The organism is Bradyrhizobium sp. USDA 4532, assembly GCF_024171315.1.
GTDB classification, from domain to species: Bacteria; Pseudomonadota; Alphaproteobacteria; order Rhizobiales; family Xanthobacteraceae; genus Bradyrhizobium; species Bradyrhizobium australafricanum.
This window is the reverse complement of record NZ_JALJZN010000001.1, coordinates 7,782,514-7,798,892: the sequence shown is the minus strand read 5'-3', so window position 1 is coordinate 7,798,892 and position 16,379 is coordinate 7,782,514. Positions and strand designations below refer to the sequence as shown.

19 protein-coding genes are annotated in these 16,379 nt (G+C 65.6%); 9 read left to right on the top strand and 10 right to left on the bottom strand.

The window, feature by feature from the left end:
* Positions 1-145 precede the first annotated feature (145 nt).
* The 3 genes from J2R76_RS35975 to J2R76_RS35965 form a co-directional block, all read right to left on the bottom strand.
* Positions 146-922 carry a ribonuclease HII gene (locus tag J2R76_RS35975; RefSeq protein ID WP_253625581.1) on the bottom strand — a complete coding sequence of 259 codons (777 nt, stop codon included), beginning with the start codon at positions 920-922 and terminating at the stop codon, positions 146-148.
* Between the two features lie 94 nt (positions 923-1,016).
* Positions 1,017-1,463 carry a VOC family protein gene (locus tag J2R76_RS35970; protein WP_057017003.1) on the bottom strand — a complete coding sequence of 149 codons (447 nt, stop codon included), beginning with the start codon at positions 1,461-1,463 and terminating at the stop codon, positions 1,017-1,019.
* A gap of 117 nt (positions 1,464-1,580) precedes the next feature.
* A complete protein-coding gene (locus tag J2R76_RS35965) occupies positions 1,581-2,747 on the bottom strand; it encodes a PA0069 family radical SAM protein (protein WP_253625579.1) in 1,167 nt (388 codons plus the stop codon).
* A gap of 163 nt (positions 2,748-2,910) precedes the next feature.
* Here J2R76_RS35965 and J2R76_RS35960 point away from each other — a divergent pair, with 163 nt between their 5' ends.
* Together J2R76_RS35960 and J2R76_RS35955 are read left to right on the top strand one after the other, a co-directional pair.
* On the top strand, positions 2,911-3,480 hold the full coding sequence (locus J2R76_RS35960) for a glycosyl transferase (protein ID WP_253625578.1): 570 nt from the start codon (positions 2,911-2,913) through the stop codon (positions 3,478-3,480).
* Positions 3,481-3,525: 45 nt separating this feature from the next.
* A complete protein-coding gene (locus J2R76_RS35955) occupies positions 3,526-4,467 on the top strand; it encodes a helix-turn-helix domain-containing GNAT family N-acetyltransferase (RefSeq protein ID WP_076830312.1) in 942 nt (313 codons plus the stop codon).
* A gap of 114 nt (positions 4,468-4,581) precedes the next feature.
* On the opposite strand, the gene moaB is transcribed toward J2R76_RS35955, so the two are convergent.
* The 3 genes from moaB to J2R76_RS35940 form a co-directional block, all read right to left on the bottom strand.
* Positions 4,582-5,145, bottom strand: coding sequence for a molybdenum cofactor biosynthesis protein B (moaB, locus tag J2R76_RS35950; RefSeq protein ID WP_076830310.1), 564 nt, complete (start codon positions 5,143-5,145; stop codon positions 4,582-4,584).
* A 184-nt stretch (positions 5,146-5,329) separates the two neighbouring features.
* Positions 5,330-6,268 carry a neutral zinc metallopeptidase gene (locus tag J2R76_RS35945; protein ID WP_057016999.1) on the bottom strand — a complete coding sequence of 313 codons (939 nt, stop codon included), beginning with the start codon at positions 6,266-6,268 and terminating at the stop codon, positions 5,330-5,332.
* A 70-nt stretch (positions 6,269-6,338) separates the two neighbouring features.
* A complete protein-coding gene (locus J2R76_RS35940; protein ID WP_156436184.1) occupies positions 6,339-6,542 on the bottom strand; it encodes a hypothetical protein in 204 nt (67 codons plus the stop codon).
* A gap of 108 nt (positions 6,543-6,650) precedes the next feature.
* Between J2R76_RS35940 and J2R76_RS35935 the strand changes: the two genes are divergently transcribed.
* The 3 genes from J2R76_RS35935 to J2R76_RS35925 all read left to right on the top strand — a co-directional run bounded on the left by J2R76_RS35935 (position 6,651) and on the right by J2R76_RS35925 (position 9,121).
* Positions 6,651-7,784 (top strand): site-specific DNA-methyltransferase, encoded by a 1,134-nt coding sequence (locus J2R76_RS35935; protein ID WP_057016998.1) that lies wholly within the window; start codon positions 6,651-6,653, stop codon positions 7,782-7,784.
* A 187-nt stretch (positions 7,785-7,971) separates the two neighbouring features.
* Positions 7,972-8,298, top strand: coding sequence for a hypothetical protein (locus J2R76_RS35930; protein WP_057016997.1), 327 nt, complete (start codon positions 7,972-7,974; stop codon positions 8,296-8,298).
* 136 nt (positions 8,299-8,434) lie between these two features.
* A complete protein-coding gene (locus J2R76_RS35925; RefSeq protein WP_028334792.1) occupies positions 8,435-9,121 on the top strand; it encodes a glutathione S-transferase family protein in 687 nt (228 codons plus the stop codon).
* Between the two features lie 78 nt (positions 9,122-9,199).
* Here the strand turns inward: J2R76_RS35925 and J2R76_RS35920 are convergent, their stop codons facing one another.
* A complete protein-coding gene (locus J2R76_RS35920; RefSeq protein WP_057016996.1) occupies positions 9,200-9,622 on the bottom strand; it encodes a nuclear transport factor 2 family protein in 423 nt (140 codons plus the stop codon).
* Between the two features lie 151 nt (positions 9,623-9,773).
* Here J2R76_RS35920 and J2R76_RS35915 point away from each other — a divergent pair, with 151 nt between their 5' ends.
* Positions 9,774-10,688: a LysR family transcriptional regulator gene (locus J2R76_RS35915; RefSeq protein WP_057016995.1), complete on the top strand. Its 915-nt coding sequence runs from the start codon at positions 9,774-9,776 to the stop codon at positions 10,686-10,688.
* 165 nt (positions 10,689-10,853) lie between these two features.
* On the opposite strand, the gene J2R76_RS35910 is transcribed toward J2R76_RS35915, so the two are convergent.
* Positions 10,854-11,471 carry a glutathione S-transferase family protein gene (locus J2R76_RS35910; RefSeq protein WP_253625577.1) on the bottom strand — a complete coding sequence of 206 codons (618 nt, stop codon included), beginning with the start codon at positions 11,469-11,471 and terminating at the stop codon, positions 10,854-10,856.
* A gap of 170 nt (positions 11,472-11,641) precedes the next feature.
* On the opposite strand from J2R76_RS35910, the gene J2R76_RS35905 reads away from it, so the two are divergent.
* A complete protein-coding gene (locus J2R76_RS35905) occupies positions 11,642-12,907 on the top strand; it encodes a flavin-dependent oxidoreductase (protein ID WP_076830300.1) in 1,266 nt (421 codons plus the stop codon).
* Between the two features lie 152 nt (positions 12,908-13,059).
* On the opposite strand, the gene J2R76_RS35900 is transcribed toward J2R76_RS35905, so the two are convergent.
* Positions 13,060-13,479, bottom strand: a complete 420-nt coding sequence (locus tag J2R76_RS35900) for a PaaI family thioesterase (protein WP_253625576.1) — start codon at positions 13,477-13,479, stop codon at positions 13,060-13,062.
* A gap of 147 nt (positions 13,480-13,626) precedes the next feature.
* Entirely contained in the window at positions 13,627-14,718 is a 1,092-nt protein-coding gene (mutY, locus tag J2R76_RS35895; protein WP_057016992.1) for an A/G-specific adenine glycosylase, read from the bottom strand.
* Between the two features lie 142 nt (positions 14,719-14,860).
* On the opposite strand from mutY, the gene J2R76_RS35890 reads away from it, so the two are divergent.
* Positions 14,861-15,340 carry a DUF721 domain-containing protein gene (locus tag J2R76_RS35890; protein WP_028334785.1) on the top strand — a complete coding sequence of 160 codons (480 nt, stop codon included), beginning with the start codon at positions 14,861-14,863 and terminating at the stop codon, positions 15,338-15,340.
* 121 nt (positions 15,341-15,461) lie between these two features.
* Entirely contained in the window at positions 15,462-16,118 is a 657-nt protein-coding gene (locus J2R76_RS35885; protein ID WP_076830481.1) for a DsbA family protein, read from the top strand.
* The last annotated feature ends 261 nt before the right edge of the window (positions 16,119-16,379 follow it).

Genomic DNA, 16,379 nt, shown 5'->3' with positions numbered 1-16,379 from the left:
TTGAGCACAACGGTCTCTGGAATACTGGATCGCCCGGTCCCGTCTTCGCCAAGGCTTCGACGAGGCCAGGCCCCCCTGGCGCGCCGAAGCTTTAGCGGAGGCGGCGAGCCGGGCGATGACACCGAGAGTGCGGCGCCGCCGCGCTTTACGCCGCTTCGGATGCCGCAGCTTCGCTTTCGGCGTCCACCGTGAACAGGTCGGGCTCCGCCGGGACCGGGAAATGCTTCAGCCGCGCCGCGACGACGGGAGCGAAGAAGCTACGGTGATGGCTGCTGGGGCCGAGCCGGTCGAGCGCCTCGAGGTGCTCGGGGACGGCATAGCCCTTGTGCTGCTCGAAGCCGTAGCCCGGGCAATCCAGCGCCAGCGCGCACATCAGGCGGTCGCGCGTCACCTTGGCGATGATCGAGGCCGCCGCGATCGAGGCCACGATGCCGTCGCCGCCGATCACGGCGTCGCAGTCGCAGGACGTGGCGAGCTTGTCGCGGCCGTCGACGAAGACATGCTTCGGCATTTCCGGCAGCGCATGCACCGCGCGCGCCAGCGCCCACAGCGAGGCGCGCAGGATGTTGTCGCGGTCGATCCGCGCCCGTGACGCCACCGCGACCGAGAACGCTGCTGTCGCGCAGATTTCCTCGAACAGTTCCTCGCGGCGCTCGACGGTCAGCCGCTTCGAATCATCGAGGCCCTTGGGTATCCGATTTGGGTCCAGCACCACGGCGGCGGCGACCACCGGGCCCGCCAGCGGCCCGCGCCCGGCCTCGTCGCAGCCGGCGACCGGCCAGACGCCGCGCTTGATCAGCGCGCGCTCGCGCCGAAAGCTCGGCCGCGTCACCACGATGACGCGCTTGTCCGGCTTGGCCGGCTCGGCCGGCTTCTTCTTCGACGCGGTCTTTGACGTGCGATTGGACTTGTCCCGAATCATGCGGGGATCGTGGTCAAGCCCGGCCCGCGGCGCAACCGGGAACCTGGCGCCCTTCCCCGTTATTCAATCCGCCACCCTCATCGGGATCGGCGCTCTAATCGGGGATTGACACCCGGCGGTCGTCGCGAACCTCAAAGCCCGGCGCGCGCACCACTTCCCAGGCGTGGCCGTCGGGATCGCCGAAATAACCGCAATAGCCGCCATAGCTGGTCGGCTGCGCGGGTTTCAGCAGCCTGGCGCCTTTCGACAGCGCGAACGCCATCACACGATCGACCTCGGCGTCGTCGTTGCAGTTCCAAGCGATCGCGACGCCGCGGAACGCTGAAGGCCGTGGCTGATCCGGCAGCCCGGCATCGGCAGCGAGCAGATGCCACGGGAACAGGCCGAGCACGGTGCCGCCGGTCTCAAAGAAGGCGACCTCCTCGCCGGTCGCGCGCATCTTCCTGGAGAAGCCGAGCGATTCATAAAAGCCGATGCTGGCGCGCATGTCGCTGACGCCCAGCGTGAGGACGGTGAAGCGTGCGGTCGGGGCGTTACTCATGTTTACCTTTCCCGTCGTTGCGAGCGAAGCGACGCAATCCATTGTTCCGCATATTCGGATGCATGGATTGCTTCGTCGCTTCGCTCCTCGCAATGACGATCATCACTTTGCTGGCACCTAAAACAAGCTCAGCTGCTGCCCGCTGCGCTTCGGCTTGGCGAAGTGATCGGTGGTCAGCTTGGTCCGCCGCTTGTTGAGGCCGAGCTTTTCGCAGGCGATCTCGAAGCGGCGGCCGATCATCCAGGCCATCGGGCCGGTGCCCTTCATCCGCGTGCCCCATTGCGAGTCGTAGTCGCGGCCACCGCGCATGTCGCGGATCAGCGTGAAGACGTGACGGTAGCGATCGGGATAGTTGGCCATCAGCCATTCGCGGAACAGATCGCGCACCTCGAGCGGCAGCCGCAGCAGCACATAGCTCGCCTCCCTGGCGCCGGCATGTGCGGCGGCATCGAGGATGCGCTCGATCTCGGAATCGTTCAGCGCCGGGATCACGGGTGCGACCATCACCGTGGTCGGGATGCCGGCATCCGTGAGCCGCTTGATCGCCTCGAGCCGCTTCGGCGGGGTCGAGGCGCGCGGCTCCATGGTGCGGGCGAGTTTCGGGTCGAGCGTCGTCACCGAGAGCGCGACCTTGGCGAGATTGCGCTTGGCCATACGTGCCAGGATGTCGATGTCGCGGGTGACCAGCGCCGACTTGGTGACGATGCCGACCGGATGGCCGGCGCGCTCCAGCACCTCGAGGATGCCGCGCATGATCTTCCGGTCGCGCTCGATCGGCTGATAGGGATCGGTGTTGGTGCCGATCGCGATCATCCGCGCCTCGTAGTCCGGTGCCGCCAGCTCCTTCTCGAGCAGCGCGGGTGCGTCCGGCTTGGCGAACAGCTTCGATTCGAAGTCCAGCCCCGGCGACAGGCCGAGATAGGCGTGGGTCGGCCGCGCGAAGCAATAGACGCAGCCGTGCTCACAGCCGCGATACGGATTGATCGAGCGGTCGAAGCCGATGTCGGGCGAGTCGTTGCGGGTGATCACCTTGCGCGAGGTGTCGAGCGCCACGCTGGTCGCAAATGGCGGCAGGTCCTCGAGGCTCTGCCAGCCGTCGTCGAAGGCAACGCGCGCCTCGGCCTCGTAGCGGCCGCTGGCGTTGGACTGCGCGCCGCGGCCGCGCCGCCGCTCGCGCTCGATCGCGACCGCAAGCTCGGGAAAAGGGGAAGGTGCACCCGCCGGGTTATCGGAGGGCGCCGTTACCGGCGGGTGCTTGAGGGCATGAGAGGATGCTCGGCTCATGCTTTGAAGTTAACACAGCACGAGAACAAATCAAGAACATGAACGGAGAAATTCCACAAAACCTTGCTACAAAATTCTGCAGGCGGACAGGCTGCTTTGAATATGACAAGGTGATAACACGGCCGGAGTTTCTCCACCGTTTGAGCCATCGAACCTCAAAATCATGCTGAGCGTGATAATTCCAACCGACGGCGTCGAGCGCTCCGCGGTCGTAACATTGGCGGCGCTGGTGCCGGGCGCGGCCGCGGGCGTCATCCGCGAAGTGCTGCTGGTCGACCGCAGCCACAGCGATGTGATGGAGCGCGTCGCCGACGTCGCCGGCTGCCGCTTCCTGCGCTTCGAGGGCACGCGCGCCGCCGCGCTTGCGGCAGGCGCGCGGCAGGCGCGGTCGCCCTGGCTGATGTTCCTGCATCCGGGCGCCGTGCTCGATGCCGGCTGGATCGAGGAAACCACCCAGTTCACCCAGATGGTGGCGGCCAGCGGCAAGGACCGCGCCGGCATCTTCCGCTACGCCCGCGCACCCTACACCGACCCGGGCCTGCGCGACGGCCTCAAATTCGTTGCCCGGATGATCACCGGGCCCTCGGCCGAACAGGGCCTTTTGATCGCGCGCGAGCATTACGAGCGGATCGGCGGCTACCGGCCCGATGCCCGCCGCTCCGAGGCGCGCCTGCTGCGCCGGCTCGGCCGTTCCTCCCGCACCATGCTGCGGAGCCGGATCATGGTGGCCTGAACAAAGCGCTTGCGGATTATTTGATCCCGTCAAATAATATGCTTGATGAAATCAAACTTCCATGACACCACGCTCGAGAGCCAGGTCGCCGCGGTCCGCGGCTTCAGCCGGTTCTATACCCGCAAGCTCGGCATCATCGAGCCGAAGCTGTTGCACTCACCATTCACGCTGCAGGAAGCGCGGATCATCTACGAGCTCGCGCACCGCGAAAATTGCACCGCAACCGATCTGGTGCGCGATCTCGACCTCGATGCCGGCTTCGTCAGCCGCACGCTGGCGGCGCTGCAAAGGCGCCAGATCGTGACGCGGAAGCCATCGAAGGCCGACAAGCGCGTCAACGAGGTGGCCCTCACCGCCAAGGGCCGCACTGCTGCCGCCGATCTCGACTGCCGCTCGCGCAGCGAGGTCGGGACGCTATTGAAGCAGATGGACGGCGACCGTCGCGCCGCGGTGGTGCGCGCCATGGGCACGATCGAGCAATCGCTGGAGCCGCCGGCCGAGAAACCGGTCGGCTTCCTGCTGCGCAGCCATCGCGTCGGCGACATGGGTTGGGTCGTCTCGCGGCAGGGACAAGCCTACGCGGAGGAGTATGGCTGGGACATTAGCTACGAGGCGTTGGTGGCCGAGATCTGCGCGCAGTTTCTGCGATCGTTCGATCCGGCGCGCGAGCATTGCTGGATCGCGGAGGTCGACGGCGAGCCGGTCGGCTCGGTCTTCCTGGTCGACGGCGGCGACGGGGTCGCCAAGCTGCGCCTGCTGCTGGTGGAAGAAAAGGCGCGCGGGCTCGGCGTCGGCCGCGCACTGGTCGAGCAATGCATCCGCGCCGCGCGCGAGAAGGGTTACAAGAAGATGACGCTGTGGACCCAGAGCATCCTGGTCGCCGCGCGCGGCATCTACGCCCGTGCCGGCTTCGAGCGGGTCAAGGAAGAAAAGCACCACAGCTTTGGCGTCGACCTAGTCGGCGAGACCTGGGAGCTGGAGTTGTAGGGCTCTTTACCCTCCGGCGTCATTCCGGGGCGATGCGCAGCATCGAACCCGGCATCTCGCGCCACAATCTCTGGATTCCGGGTTCGCGCTTCGCACGCCCCGGAATGAGGGAGGCTAAGCGCTCGCGCCTTTCGCCTTCGGGCGGCGCAGATGTTCATCCAGCCGCGGCATGATCTCGACGAAATTGCAGGGGCGCGTGCGGTAGTCGAGTTGCGCCGCCAAAATGCCGTCCCAGCCGTCGCGGCAGGCGCCGGGCGAGCCGGGCAGGCAGAAGATGAAGGTCGCGCCCGCAACGCCAGCGGTGGCGCGGCTCTGGACAGTCGACGCCCCGATCTTGGCGTGGCTCAGCATGTGGAAGGCGATCGAAAAGCCGTCCATCCGCTTCTCGAACAATGGCTCGACCGCCTCCGGCGTCACGTCGCGGCCGGTGAAGCCGGTGCCGCCGGTGGTGATGACGGCATCGACAGCGGGATCGGCGATCCAGCGCCGGATCACGGCTCTGATCGCCTCGACATCGTCGGTGACGATCTCGCGCGCCGCGAGCTTGTGGCCGGCCGCGGTGAGACGGTCGGCCAGCGTGGTGCCCGACTTGTCATCCGCCAGCGAGCGGGTGTCGGAAATCGTCAGTACTGCGATATTGAGCGGGATGAATGATTTGGATTCGTCGAGTGAGGACATTTGCACCTCTTTCCATCCCGCTGACGACATCCTGAGGTGCTCGCCTCGCGGTGCACTTGCATCACTGGGCGAGCACCTCAGGATGGGCCACGGGCTCCGTCATCCTTCGGGGCTCGCTAACAGGCGAACATATCCCGAGTGAGCGCGTTCGCGCTCATCCGGGGATGACGCTACCGGCACACGGCTACAAGCTACCGCCGAACGTGTTGCAGGCCTGCACGGTGCCCTGCTGGTAGCCCCTCATGAACCACTCCTTGCGCTGCGCGGCGGAGCCGTGGGTGAAGGAATCAGGCACCACCCTGCCCGTCGCCTGCCGCTGCAGCGTGTCGTCGCCGATCGCGTTCGCGGTGGTCAGCGCGGCGTCGATGTCGCCGGCCTCGAGGAAGCCCGGCCGCTTCTTCTCCTCGCGGTTGACCCAGACGCCGGAAAGGCAATCGGCCTGCAGCTCGACCTTGACCTGCAGCGCGTTGGCCTCGGCCTTGCTGCCGGCCTGCTGCTGCAGCCGATTCACGCGCGGAATGATGCCGAGCAGGTTCTGGATGTGATGGCCGGCCTCATGCGCGATGATATAGGCCGCGGTGAACTTGCAGGCGTTGCCCGAGCAGCCGCGGAAGCGCGTCTCGACCTCGCGGAAGAAGCCGGTGTCGAGGAAGATGGTCTTGTCCGGCGGGCAGTAGAACGGTCCCATCGCCGACTGCGCCATGCCGCAGCGGCCGCCATTCGTGGCATTGCGGAACAGCACGATCTTCGGACCGGTGTAGGTCTGCCCGCTGGCCTTGAAGATCTCGCTCCAGCGATCGTCGATCTCACCAAGGATGCCGGCGATCATGCTGCCCATCTCGTCGGTCGGGGCGCCGCGCTTGGCCTGGCCGCCTGACGACTGCCGGTCGGTCTGGTAGGTCGGCGCCTGGCCGCCGCCGGTGAGAATCTCGGCGCCGCCGATCAGGATGCGCGGGTCGATGCCGAAGGCATAGCCGAGCAAGCCGAGCACGATGATGGTGCCGATGCCGAGCCCGCCACCACCCATCGGAACGCCGAAGCCGCCACCGCCCCCTCCGCCCATCCCGCCTTCATCGCGACGATCTTCGATGTCGTCGCTGCGGCGGAAATCATCATAGCGCATGGTGGTTTCCCTTCATTCCAGTCGGCGACCCGACGCGGGACACTCCAACTTAAAATTTCCATTCTGTTAATCAATATCCTGCCCGGCAATAATTGCCTAGTCCGGAAGAGGCGCATCCCTTGCGGTGCAAACGGTTGCCAATGAGCGCAAATTTACCGCGCGAATCGTGCCGGTTTGATGATCCGCAAATTTTTTCGCCGAACGCGCTGATGTTGCAGCACAACGCCGGTGGCATCGCGACGTGCCGCGCAAAAGATGCTGCAATCTTTTGCATGAAGATTTCCAATTAAGTCGATTTTTACTTTGCCGGGTCAATGTGACGTCAGTCGGTTGTTTAGTCCCGCGTCGCCGACAGCGTCGCCTGAGTCAGAGTTCTTGAGTCATGGTAGTGTCGCGTCGCGGGGCGTCTGCAAGGGCGCCCCGCACTAAATTTGAGAGTGCCCCATCGAGCCACATCGTCATTGGCGATTGCGTGGCCGAATTGTCGAAGCTTCAGGCCGGCTCGGTCGACCTGGTCTTCGCGGATCCTCCCTACAATCTGCAGCTCAAGGGCGACCTCAAGCGCCCCGATGAGTCGCATGTCGATGCCGTCAACGACGACTGGGACAAGTTCTCGTCGTTCGCTGCCTACGACGATTTCACCCGCGCCTGGCTGCTGGCCTGCCGCCGCGTGATGAAGCCGTCGGCAACGCTGTGGGTGATCGGCTCCTATCACAACATCTTCCGCGTCGGCGCGATCATGCAGGACCTCGGCTTCTGGCTCCTGAACGATATCGTGTGGCGCAAGTCCAATCCGATGCCGAATTTCCGCGGCCGCCGCTTCACCAATGCGCACGAGACCATGATCTGGGCCGCGCGCGACGAGAAGGCCAAGGGCTACACCTTCAATTACGAAGCGCTGAAGGCGTCCAATGAGGACGTGCAGGCACGCTCCGACTGGCTGATCCCGCTGTGCACCGGCGAGGAGCGCCTCAAGGACGGCGACGGCAAGAAGGTGCATCCGACGCAGAAGCCCGAGCAGCTGCTCGCCCGCGTGTTGCTGTCGTCCTCGAAGCCCGGCGATCTCGTGATCGATCCGTTCAACGGCACCGGCACCACCGGCGCCGTCGCCAAGCGCCTCGGCCGCAGCTATATCGGCTTCGAGCGCGACAAGGCCTATGCCGCCGCCGCCGAGGCGCGCATCGCCGCGATCGAGCCGCTGCCGGAAGCAACGCTGGCGCCGTTCATGACCGCGCGCGAGGCACCGCGGGTGGCGTTCTCCGAACTGATCGAACGCGGCATGATCGTGCCGGGCGCCAGGCTGGTCGACGCCAAGAAGCGCCACGGCGCCCTGGTGCGCGCCGACGGCGCCATCATGCTCGGCGACAAGGTCGGCTCGATCCACCGCATCGGCGCGGTCGCGCAGGGCTCCGGCGCCTGCAACGGCTGGACCTTCTGGCACGTCGAGACCAAGAGCGGCCTGCGGCTGATCGACGAGCTGCGCGCCGAGATCCGCTCCGAGATGGCGGCGGGCTGAGGCAAGCCGACTAATCTTCCTCGTCATTCCGGGCTCGCCGCTTCCCGGCGCCCTCAGATGCGCAATTGCGCACCGGGGAATGACACGTTGGGAAAGATGACGCCGTCTTGAATGCGGCCCGCCTTGTTGCGCCGCGACGGCGGGACTAGATTCGGTCCCACCACTTGCCGCTTCGACTGGTCGCCCGATGCGCAGACAATCCGAGACACTGCTGCTGGTGCCGCTGCTGCCGGTCTTCCTGCTCGGCATGTTTCCGATGCTGCTGATCGGCCTGCTCGGATTCTTCGGCCTGATCATTTTCGGCATCCTGCTCGTCTGCGTCGGCCTGACGCTCGCCCTCGAGGCGCATGGCGAGTTCAATGAAGAGATCATCGTCCATGGTTACGCGCGGGGATCAGAACGCGCGGCGCAGGTCTCCCATTTGCGTGCTGCGACCCGCTCCGCCGCCGCGCTGGACGTCGCGGGCATCGCGCTGGTCGTCGCGGGTATCCTGGGCTTCTTCTGGGCCGGCTGACCAGCGCGCCACGCGACCCTGATTCACAAACTCGTCGCTTGCGCCGCGGCGTGAAATTTGCGCAAGAGGAGCCGGTCTGCGGCCTTCCCCGCCGCGTCGCGATCTCGCCGGCTACAAGAACCAAGGGAGTCCCTTCATGATCAAATTCTATTTCAATGGTGCGCCGAACCCGAACAAGGTCGCGCTGTTCCTCGAAGAGTCCGGCCTGCCGTTCGAGGCGATCCCGGTCGATACCCGCAAGGGTGAGCAGTTCGCGCCGGAATTCCTCAAGGTCAACCCGAACGGCAAGGTGCCGGCGATCGACGATGACGGCGTGCTGGTGTTCGATTCGAACGCGATCCTGCTCTACCTCGCCGAGGAGCACGGCAAGTTCCTGCCCGCCAATACGCCGGCCAATCGCGCCGCGACGCTGTCCTGGCTGATGTTCATCGCGACCGGCCTCGGCCCCTATTCCGGCCAGGCCGTGCACTTCAAGCACTTCGCGCCGAAGGATCTCGACTACGCCAACAACCGCTACCAGTACGAGGCGCACCGCCATTACAAGATCCTCGACGATCACCTGGCGAAACAGCGCTACATGGTCGGCGACAGCTACACGATCGTCGACATGGCGTTCTGGGGCTGGGCGCGGATGGCGGCGTTCATCCTCGGCGAGGAAGGCTACGCCAAATATCCGAACGTCAAGCGGCTGGTCGACGAGATCTCGGCGCGGCCGGCGGCGGCGCGCGCGATCGCGCTGAAGGACAAGCACACCTTCAAGGCCGAGATGGACGACGCTGCGCGCGACATCATGTTCGGCCACCTCAAGTCCAAGGTGGCGTAAGCCAATCCACACGACGGCAAGACCACGGCGCCCGGATGGGCGCCGTCTTCGTTTGTGCCGCCCGTTAGCGGCGGACCGCTACGCCGGAAACGCGCCGAGCGCCTTCTCGGTCAGGACCGAGTCGCAATATTCCCGCACCTCCTTGATCCGACCACCGTCGAAACGGAACACCAGGCAATAGTCGTTGTCGTAGCGCTGACCTTGCTTGGTGAGGTTGTCGCCCTTGGCCTCGATCACGACGATGTCGCCGTCGGCGATGATGCGATGGGCGACGGTGCGGCCGCGCTCGACCAGTTTCGAGCGGACATGGCCGTGCAGATCGTTGATGATCGACTGCTTGCCGGTGAACGTACGCGACCAGGAATATTGCCCGGTCACGGTCCAGATCGCGTCGTCGGCAAGCGTTGCCATGAACAGCGAGTTCTCGCGCACCGCAGGATCGGGACTGCCTGCGATCACGAACATCTCCTGCACCAGTTTCTTGTTGTCGGCTGCGCTCATGGCGCGTCTCCTTGCGATTGATAGACCCTGATTTCAGGCGTTTCCTCACGCGATGCGGTCTTCGGCTCTCGTGAAAAACGCCTTGCCCGCAATCCTGCGGCGCCTGCGCGCATTCTTCCAATCGATAGGTAGTATGATATATATTCACTCGATGAATTTGAATTCGCTTGACCTCAATCTGCTGGTCGCGCTCGACGCCCTGCTGCGCGAAGCCAATGTCAGCCGCGCGGCGATGCGGCTCAATCTGTCGCAACCGGCGACCAGCCACGCGCTGCAGCGGCTGCGCGACCTGATCGGCGATCCGCTTTTGGTGCGCACCGGCGCGCGGATGGAGCTGACGCCGCGGGCGCAGGCGTTGCGCTCGCCGCTGGCCCATGCGCTCGACCAGGTGCGCGCGCTGTTCGTCTCCGACGATTTCGACGCCGCGCGCAGCGACCGGCACTTTCGCCTGATGATGCCCGACCTCGCGGTCGAGCTCCTGATGCCGCCGCTGATGGAGAAGGTGACGCAGATCGCGCCGAACGTCACCATCGACGTGGTGCCGTGGCGGGGACCTGCGATCTTCACGCCCGAATTCGCCCGCACCATCGATCTCGTGATCTCGATCGGCGACTCCTTCAAGGGCTTTCACCGCCAGCGGCTCTACACCGACAGCGACGCGCTCGCGGTGCGGCGCGGGCACGGCGTCGGCACGAAGCTGAAGAAGCGCGAGGCGTTCCTCGCAGCGCGCCATGTCGCCGTGGTCATCCGCGGCCAGAACGAGGACCTGATCGACAGCTGGCTGCGCGCCAAGGGCATCGAGCGGCGGATCGCGCTGGTGGTGCCGGGTTATATCGAGGCGCTGCACGTCACCGCGCGCACCGACCTCGTCGCCTTTGTGCCGCGCCGGCTGATCTCGGCGCTGTCGAAGCAATTGTCGCTGATGACGGTGACGCCGCCGCTCGATCCAGGGATCGACGAGCAGCACATGTTCTATCCGACCCGTGCCCAGTTGGACCCGGGCTCGCTGTGGCTGCGCAAGCTGATGCTGGAGACCGGACGCGAGCTGGAGACGGGGAAGGTGTAGCCCAGCTCTCTCCACACGTCGTCCCGGCGAAGGCCGGGACCCATAACCACAGGGTTGCGTTGTGAGAGCGGGCTGCGGCCCCAACGTCGCGTAACAACGATCCTTGGTGGTTATGGGTCCCGGGTCGCGCTGCGCTTGCCCGGGACGACACCGAATTTTTGGGCCTTACGCCCTCTGCTCCGCCAGCACCTTCTGCACCGCCGGGCGGCCCTCCATCGCCGCGCGATGCGACTTCACCTTGGGCAGCGTTGCGATGTCGACGCCATCGCCGTCGAGCCACAGGGTCAGCGTGTAGAGATAGGCATCGCCGACGGTGTAGTTCTCGCCCATCACCCACGGGCCCTTCAGCATGTCGCGCTCGATCAGGTTGAAGCAGGCGCCCATGGTCTTCGGCACCATCGCCTTCATGTCGGCGAACGACGTCTCCTGCGTCGCCCAGCGCGGACCGCGCATCTTGTGGGCGTGACAGATATGCACCGTCGAGCACAGATAGGAGTTGAAGGCCTGCAGCCTGGCGAATTCGAAGGCGTCGTCGGGCGCGAGCTTCGCCTGCGGAAAGCTCTGCGCGATATAGGCCAGCATCGCCGGCGTCTCGGTCAGCACGCCGCGATCGGTCACCAAAGTGGGCACGCGGCCCTTCGGATTGATCTTCAGGTATTCCGGGCTGTTCTGCTGGTTGGTCTTGAAGTCGATCTTCTCGGTCGTGTAGGGCGCGCCGGCCTCGGCCAGCGCGATGTGGGACGCGAGCGCGCAGGTGCCGGGGGCAAAATAGAGCTTGAGCATGTTGCTGTCCTCTCCGAGCCTTGTCGGTTCGTTGCGAACGCGGCTCTGGTTCTTGTTCTGACGGCGCGGAGGTTAGCGGCAGCCCCCTTGGCCGTCCACCCCGCGCGCCGCGGACCTTGCCCGCGGCGGTGCCGTCGTGCGATGACCATGGCCAATCGAGGGGATTTTTCATGACTGTGCTCATTGCAGGTGGCGGAATTGGCGGGCTGACGCTGGCGCTCAGCCTGCACCAGATCGGCGTGCCGGCCCGCGTCTTCGAGAGCGTGCCCGAGCTGCGGCCGCTCGGCGTCGGCATCAACGTGCTGCCGCATGCGGTGCGCGAACTGATCGAGCTCGGCCTGCACGATGTGCTCGACGCTTCAGCGGTGCGCACCCGCGAGCTCGCCTATTTCTCAAAGCACGGCAAGCCGATCTGGAGCGAGCCGCGCGGGCTCGAGGCCGGCTACAAATGGCCGCAATTCTCGATCCATCGCGGCCGGCTGCAACAGCTGCTGCTCGATGCCGCGACCGAACGGCTGGGGGCTGCGAACATTCTCACCAGCCATCACCTCACCGGCTGGACCGAGACCGCCGACGGCGTCCGCGCCGATTTCATCGATCGCGCCACCGGCAAGCCCGCCGGCAGCTATGACGGCGTGGTGCTGATCGCCGCCGACGGCATCCATTCGGCGGTGCGCGAGAAGCTCTATCCGCAGGAGGGGCCGCCGATCTGGAACGGCCGCATCCTGTGGCGCGGCATCACCCGCGGCGATGCCTTCCTGACCGGCCGCACCATGATCATGGCCGGCCACGAGATCCTGAAATTCGTCTGCTACCCGATCTCGAAGGAGGCAGGCCCCGACGGCAAGTTCGACATCAACTGGGTCGCCGAGCGACACATGCCGCCGACCTATCAATGGCGCCGCGAGGACTACAACCGGACCGCAAAGCTCGACGAGTTCCTGCCGTGGTTCGAGAGCTGGAATTTCGACTGGCTCGATGTCCCCGGCCTGATCCGGAACTGTCCGCATGCCTACGAATATCCGCTGGTCGATCGCGATCCGATCCCGCAATGGACCTTTGGCCGCGTCACGCTGATGGGCGATGCCGCGCATCCGATGTATCCGATCGGCTCCAACGGCGCCTCGCAGGCGATCCTGGATGCGCGCGTGCTGACGCGCGAGATTCTGGCGCATGGCCCGACGCAGGCGGCACTCGCGGCCTATGAGGCCGAGCGGCGGCCTGCGACCACGGACCTCGTGATGCTGAATCGCCGCAACGGCCCGGAGCAGGTGATGCAGCTGGTCGAGGAGCGCGCGCCTGACGGCTTCAAGGTCGTCACCGACGTGCTGTCGCAGCAGGAGCTGGAAGACATCGCCGCCAACTACAAGCGCGTCGCCGGTTTCCAGGTCGAGGGACTGAACGCCAAGCCGCCGATCGTGCAGCGGGCAGGCTGAGTTGTAGCGCGGCGCACTATGTATCACCGTCACCCTGAGGAGCCGCGAAGCGGCGTCTCGAAGGGTGCACGGCCCGGCCGGTGGCCGTGCATGCTTCGAGACTCGCTCCGCTCGCACCTCAGCATGACGGACTTACCAATGCAGGCGCGGCTTCATCGCAGCGCGCGCGCCGCCTCCACCAGGCGGATGCTGCTGCTCGCGGTCGCGAGCAGTGTGCCGTCGGCGGCGCTCAGCTTTCCCTCGACGAAGGCAATGGTCTTGCCGAGTTGCGTCACCGTCGCCTCGCCGGTGATCGGCCCGGGTTTTGCCGGCGCCAGGAAATTCACGGTCATCGTGATGGTCGTGGTGAAGAGCCGGCCCTCGGTCATCACGAACACCGCCGGCCCCATCGTATCGTCGAGCATCGCCGAGAGCATGCCGCCCTGGATAAAGCCGGCCGGATTGCAAAACTCCGGCTTGCCGTCGAACACGATCCTGATCCAGCCCTCCTGCGGACGGGCGTCGACCACGTGCCAACCCAGTAGCTTTGCGACGGGCGGCATCGGAATGCGGTCGAGTGCGGTTACGATCATGGCGGCCTCCGGCTTCCGGAGGTGATAGCGAAGCCCTGCTGCCAGCATGGTGTCAGCAGGTCAGAGCATGATCCGGAAAAGTGGGAACCGGTTTTCCGAAAAAATCATGCTCAAAAAAATGAGCCGATGATGTGATTCATCGCATCGTCAGAGATCGAGCCCATGCGCGATGACCTTGCGCATCACGTTCGGAAACGCCTCGCCGTCCAGCGTCGCCACCGGCACCCAGCGCATGCCATCCGGCGCGCGGCTCCGCGGCGGCACGCTGGCAGTGTAGACGACGAGCTCCAGCGGGAAGTGCGTGAACACGTGGGTGACAACGCCCGCCTTGCGGTGCCAGCGCGTGACGCCCTTCAGGTCCGGCGCCTGCGCCAGCCCCGCCGCGTCCTCCTGCTCGGCCAGCCATTGCGATCCCGGCACCTCGGTCATGCCGCCGAGCAGGCCTTTCTCCGCGCGCGAGCGCACCAGAAGCTCGCCGCCGCGCGTCACCACGAAGGCCGCGCCGCGGCGCAAGATGCCGCTCTTCTTCGGTGCCTTGCGCGGGAACGTTTCCTGATCGCCGCGCGTGCGCGCCGCGCAGTCGTCATTCAGCGGACACAATGCGCAGGCCGGCTTCTTCGGCGTGCAGATCGTCGCGCCCAAATCCATCAGCGCCTGAGCACTGTCGCCGGCGCGGGACGGGCCGAGCAATGTCGCCGCCATCTCTTTGATCAGCGGCTTGGCCTGCGGCAGCGCCTCCTCGATGGCGTAGAGCCGACTGACCACGCGCTCGATGTTGCCGTCCACCGGCATGGTGCGGCGGTCGAAGGCGATGGCGGCGATCGCGGCCGCGGTGTACGGCCCGATGCCGGGCAGCGCGCGCAGGCCCTCCTCGGTGTCCGGAAACACCCCGCCGTGGTCGCCCATCACCGCGACCGCGCAGGCGTGCAAATTGCGCGCCCGCGAATAATAGCCGAGCCCGGCCCACATCCTCAGGACGTCGTCGAGCGAGGCACGCCCAAGCGCGGTCACGTCGGGCCAGCGCGACACGAATTTCTCGAAATAGGGCCCGACCGCCCGTACCGTGGTCTGCTGCAGCATGATCTCCGACAGCCAGACGCGATACGGATCGGCCCGCTCCCCCGCCACCGCGCGCCACGGCAGCGTCCGGCGATGCCGGTCATACCAGGCGAGCAGACGCGCCGGGCGGTCGGCCTGCTGATCGGTCGATTTGATTTTGGCGGCAGCGCGAGAACTCATGAACGCATCTTAAGCCACATCTCGCCATGTCATGCCCGCGCTTGACCCGGGCATCCACGTCTTTCTTCGCCCGGCACGGAAAACGCCGCCACAATGATGAACACGGTTTCAGCCACATCACCACCACTGCTATAACCCTCCCATGTCCAGACCCGGCCCGATCAGCGCCAAGCCCCTGTCGATCCTGCTCAGCGATGTCTTCACCGACGCCTATGCCAAGCAGGGCTTTGCCGCGCGCGAATTGGTGACGCGCTGGACCGAGATCGCGGGCGAGCGGATCGCGGCCTATTGCGAGCCGCTGAAGATGCAGTGGCCGCGGCCGGTGGAGGGACAGCCGCAGGAGCCGGCGACGCTGGTGCTGCGGGTCGAAGGGCCGATGGCGCTGGAGATCCAGCACTCCTCCGACGTCATCCTGGAACGGGTGAACCGCTTCTTCGGCTGGCATGCGGTCGGCCGCCTGACCATCCGACAGGCGCCGCTCTCGCGCCGCAGCCGCCCGGTACGGCCGCGCCCGCCGGACGCCAAAACCGTGGCCCGGGAGGCGGCCAACCTTGCGGCCGTCGAGGACGACGATCTGCGCGCGGCGCTGGCCCGTTTGGGTGCCTCGATCAAGCGAAATTGACGCTTTTCGGCGGGCCAGCCGCGAGACCGCGGCATTGCCACAATGGCCGTTTCAAGCTAGCGAAGGCTTCTTTTCGGGACCCCTTCATTGTGGCGTGAATGCGCCAATCCGGGAGCTGACCTTGATCATCACGCGCCGCGCTTTCACCACCGCTCTCTCGCTGACCGGGCTCGCCGCCCTCGCCGGCCTGTCGCCGCTGCGCCTGATCACCGACGCGTTCGCGCAGACCGCCGCCGAGGTCGCCAAGCCGCAGTCGCTGCCGGACATGGGGCTCGGCCCGCAGGACGCCAAGGTAACCATCATCGAATACGCCTCGATGACCTGCCCGCACTGCGCCAATTTCAACGAGACCGTGTTCCCGAAGATCAAGTCGACCTACATCGACCCCGGCAAGGTCCGCTACGTGTTCCGCGAATTCCCGCTCGACATCAAGGCCGCCGCCGGCTCGATGCTGGCGCGCTGCATCGCGAAGGACGACGCGCCGAAGTATTTTGCCGTGATCGACCTGTTGTTCCGCCAGCAGAACGACTGGGTGGTGAAGAACACCACCGAGACACTGACCCGGATCGGCAAGCAGGCCGGCCTCACCCAGCAGCAGGTCGAGGACTGCCTGAAGGATCAGAAGCTGCTCGACAAGATCGCGGCCGACCAGAAATACGCCAACGAGGTGCTGAAGGTGAACTCGACGCCGACCTTCTTCGTCAACGGCGAGATGCTAAAGGGCGAGACCTCGTTCGAGGAATTCAGCAAGCACATCGATCCGCTGCTGAAGAGCTGATCGGGAGCCCGCGAACCTGACGTCTTCGTGGCTCGCTTTCGAGTCGAGGCACGATAATTGTGGATGATTTGCGATCACGGCACGCAGCCGTCGCATCATTTGGTTGTTGAAAACCTGATTCGCGCGATGCGAATCATCGAGGACATGCAAGGGCCATAAAACCCTGCAAATCCCTTGGGAAAAGCTTGCTCAAGCGGTTGCCCTGACGCGCTCGCATCGCCATTGTCGCCGCTCATGAGAGCTGCACGCAGCAACTCACCC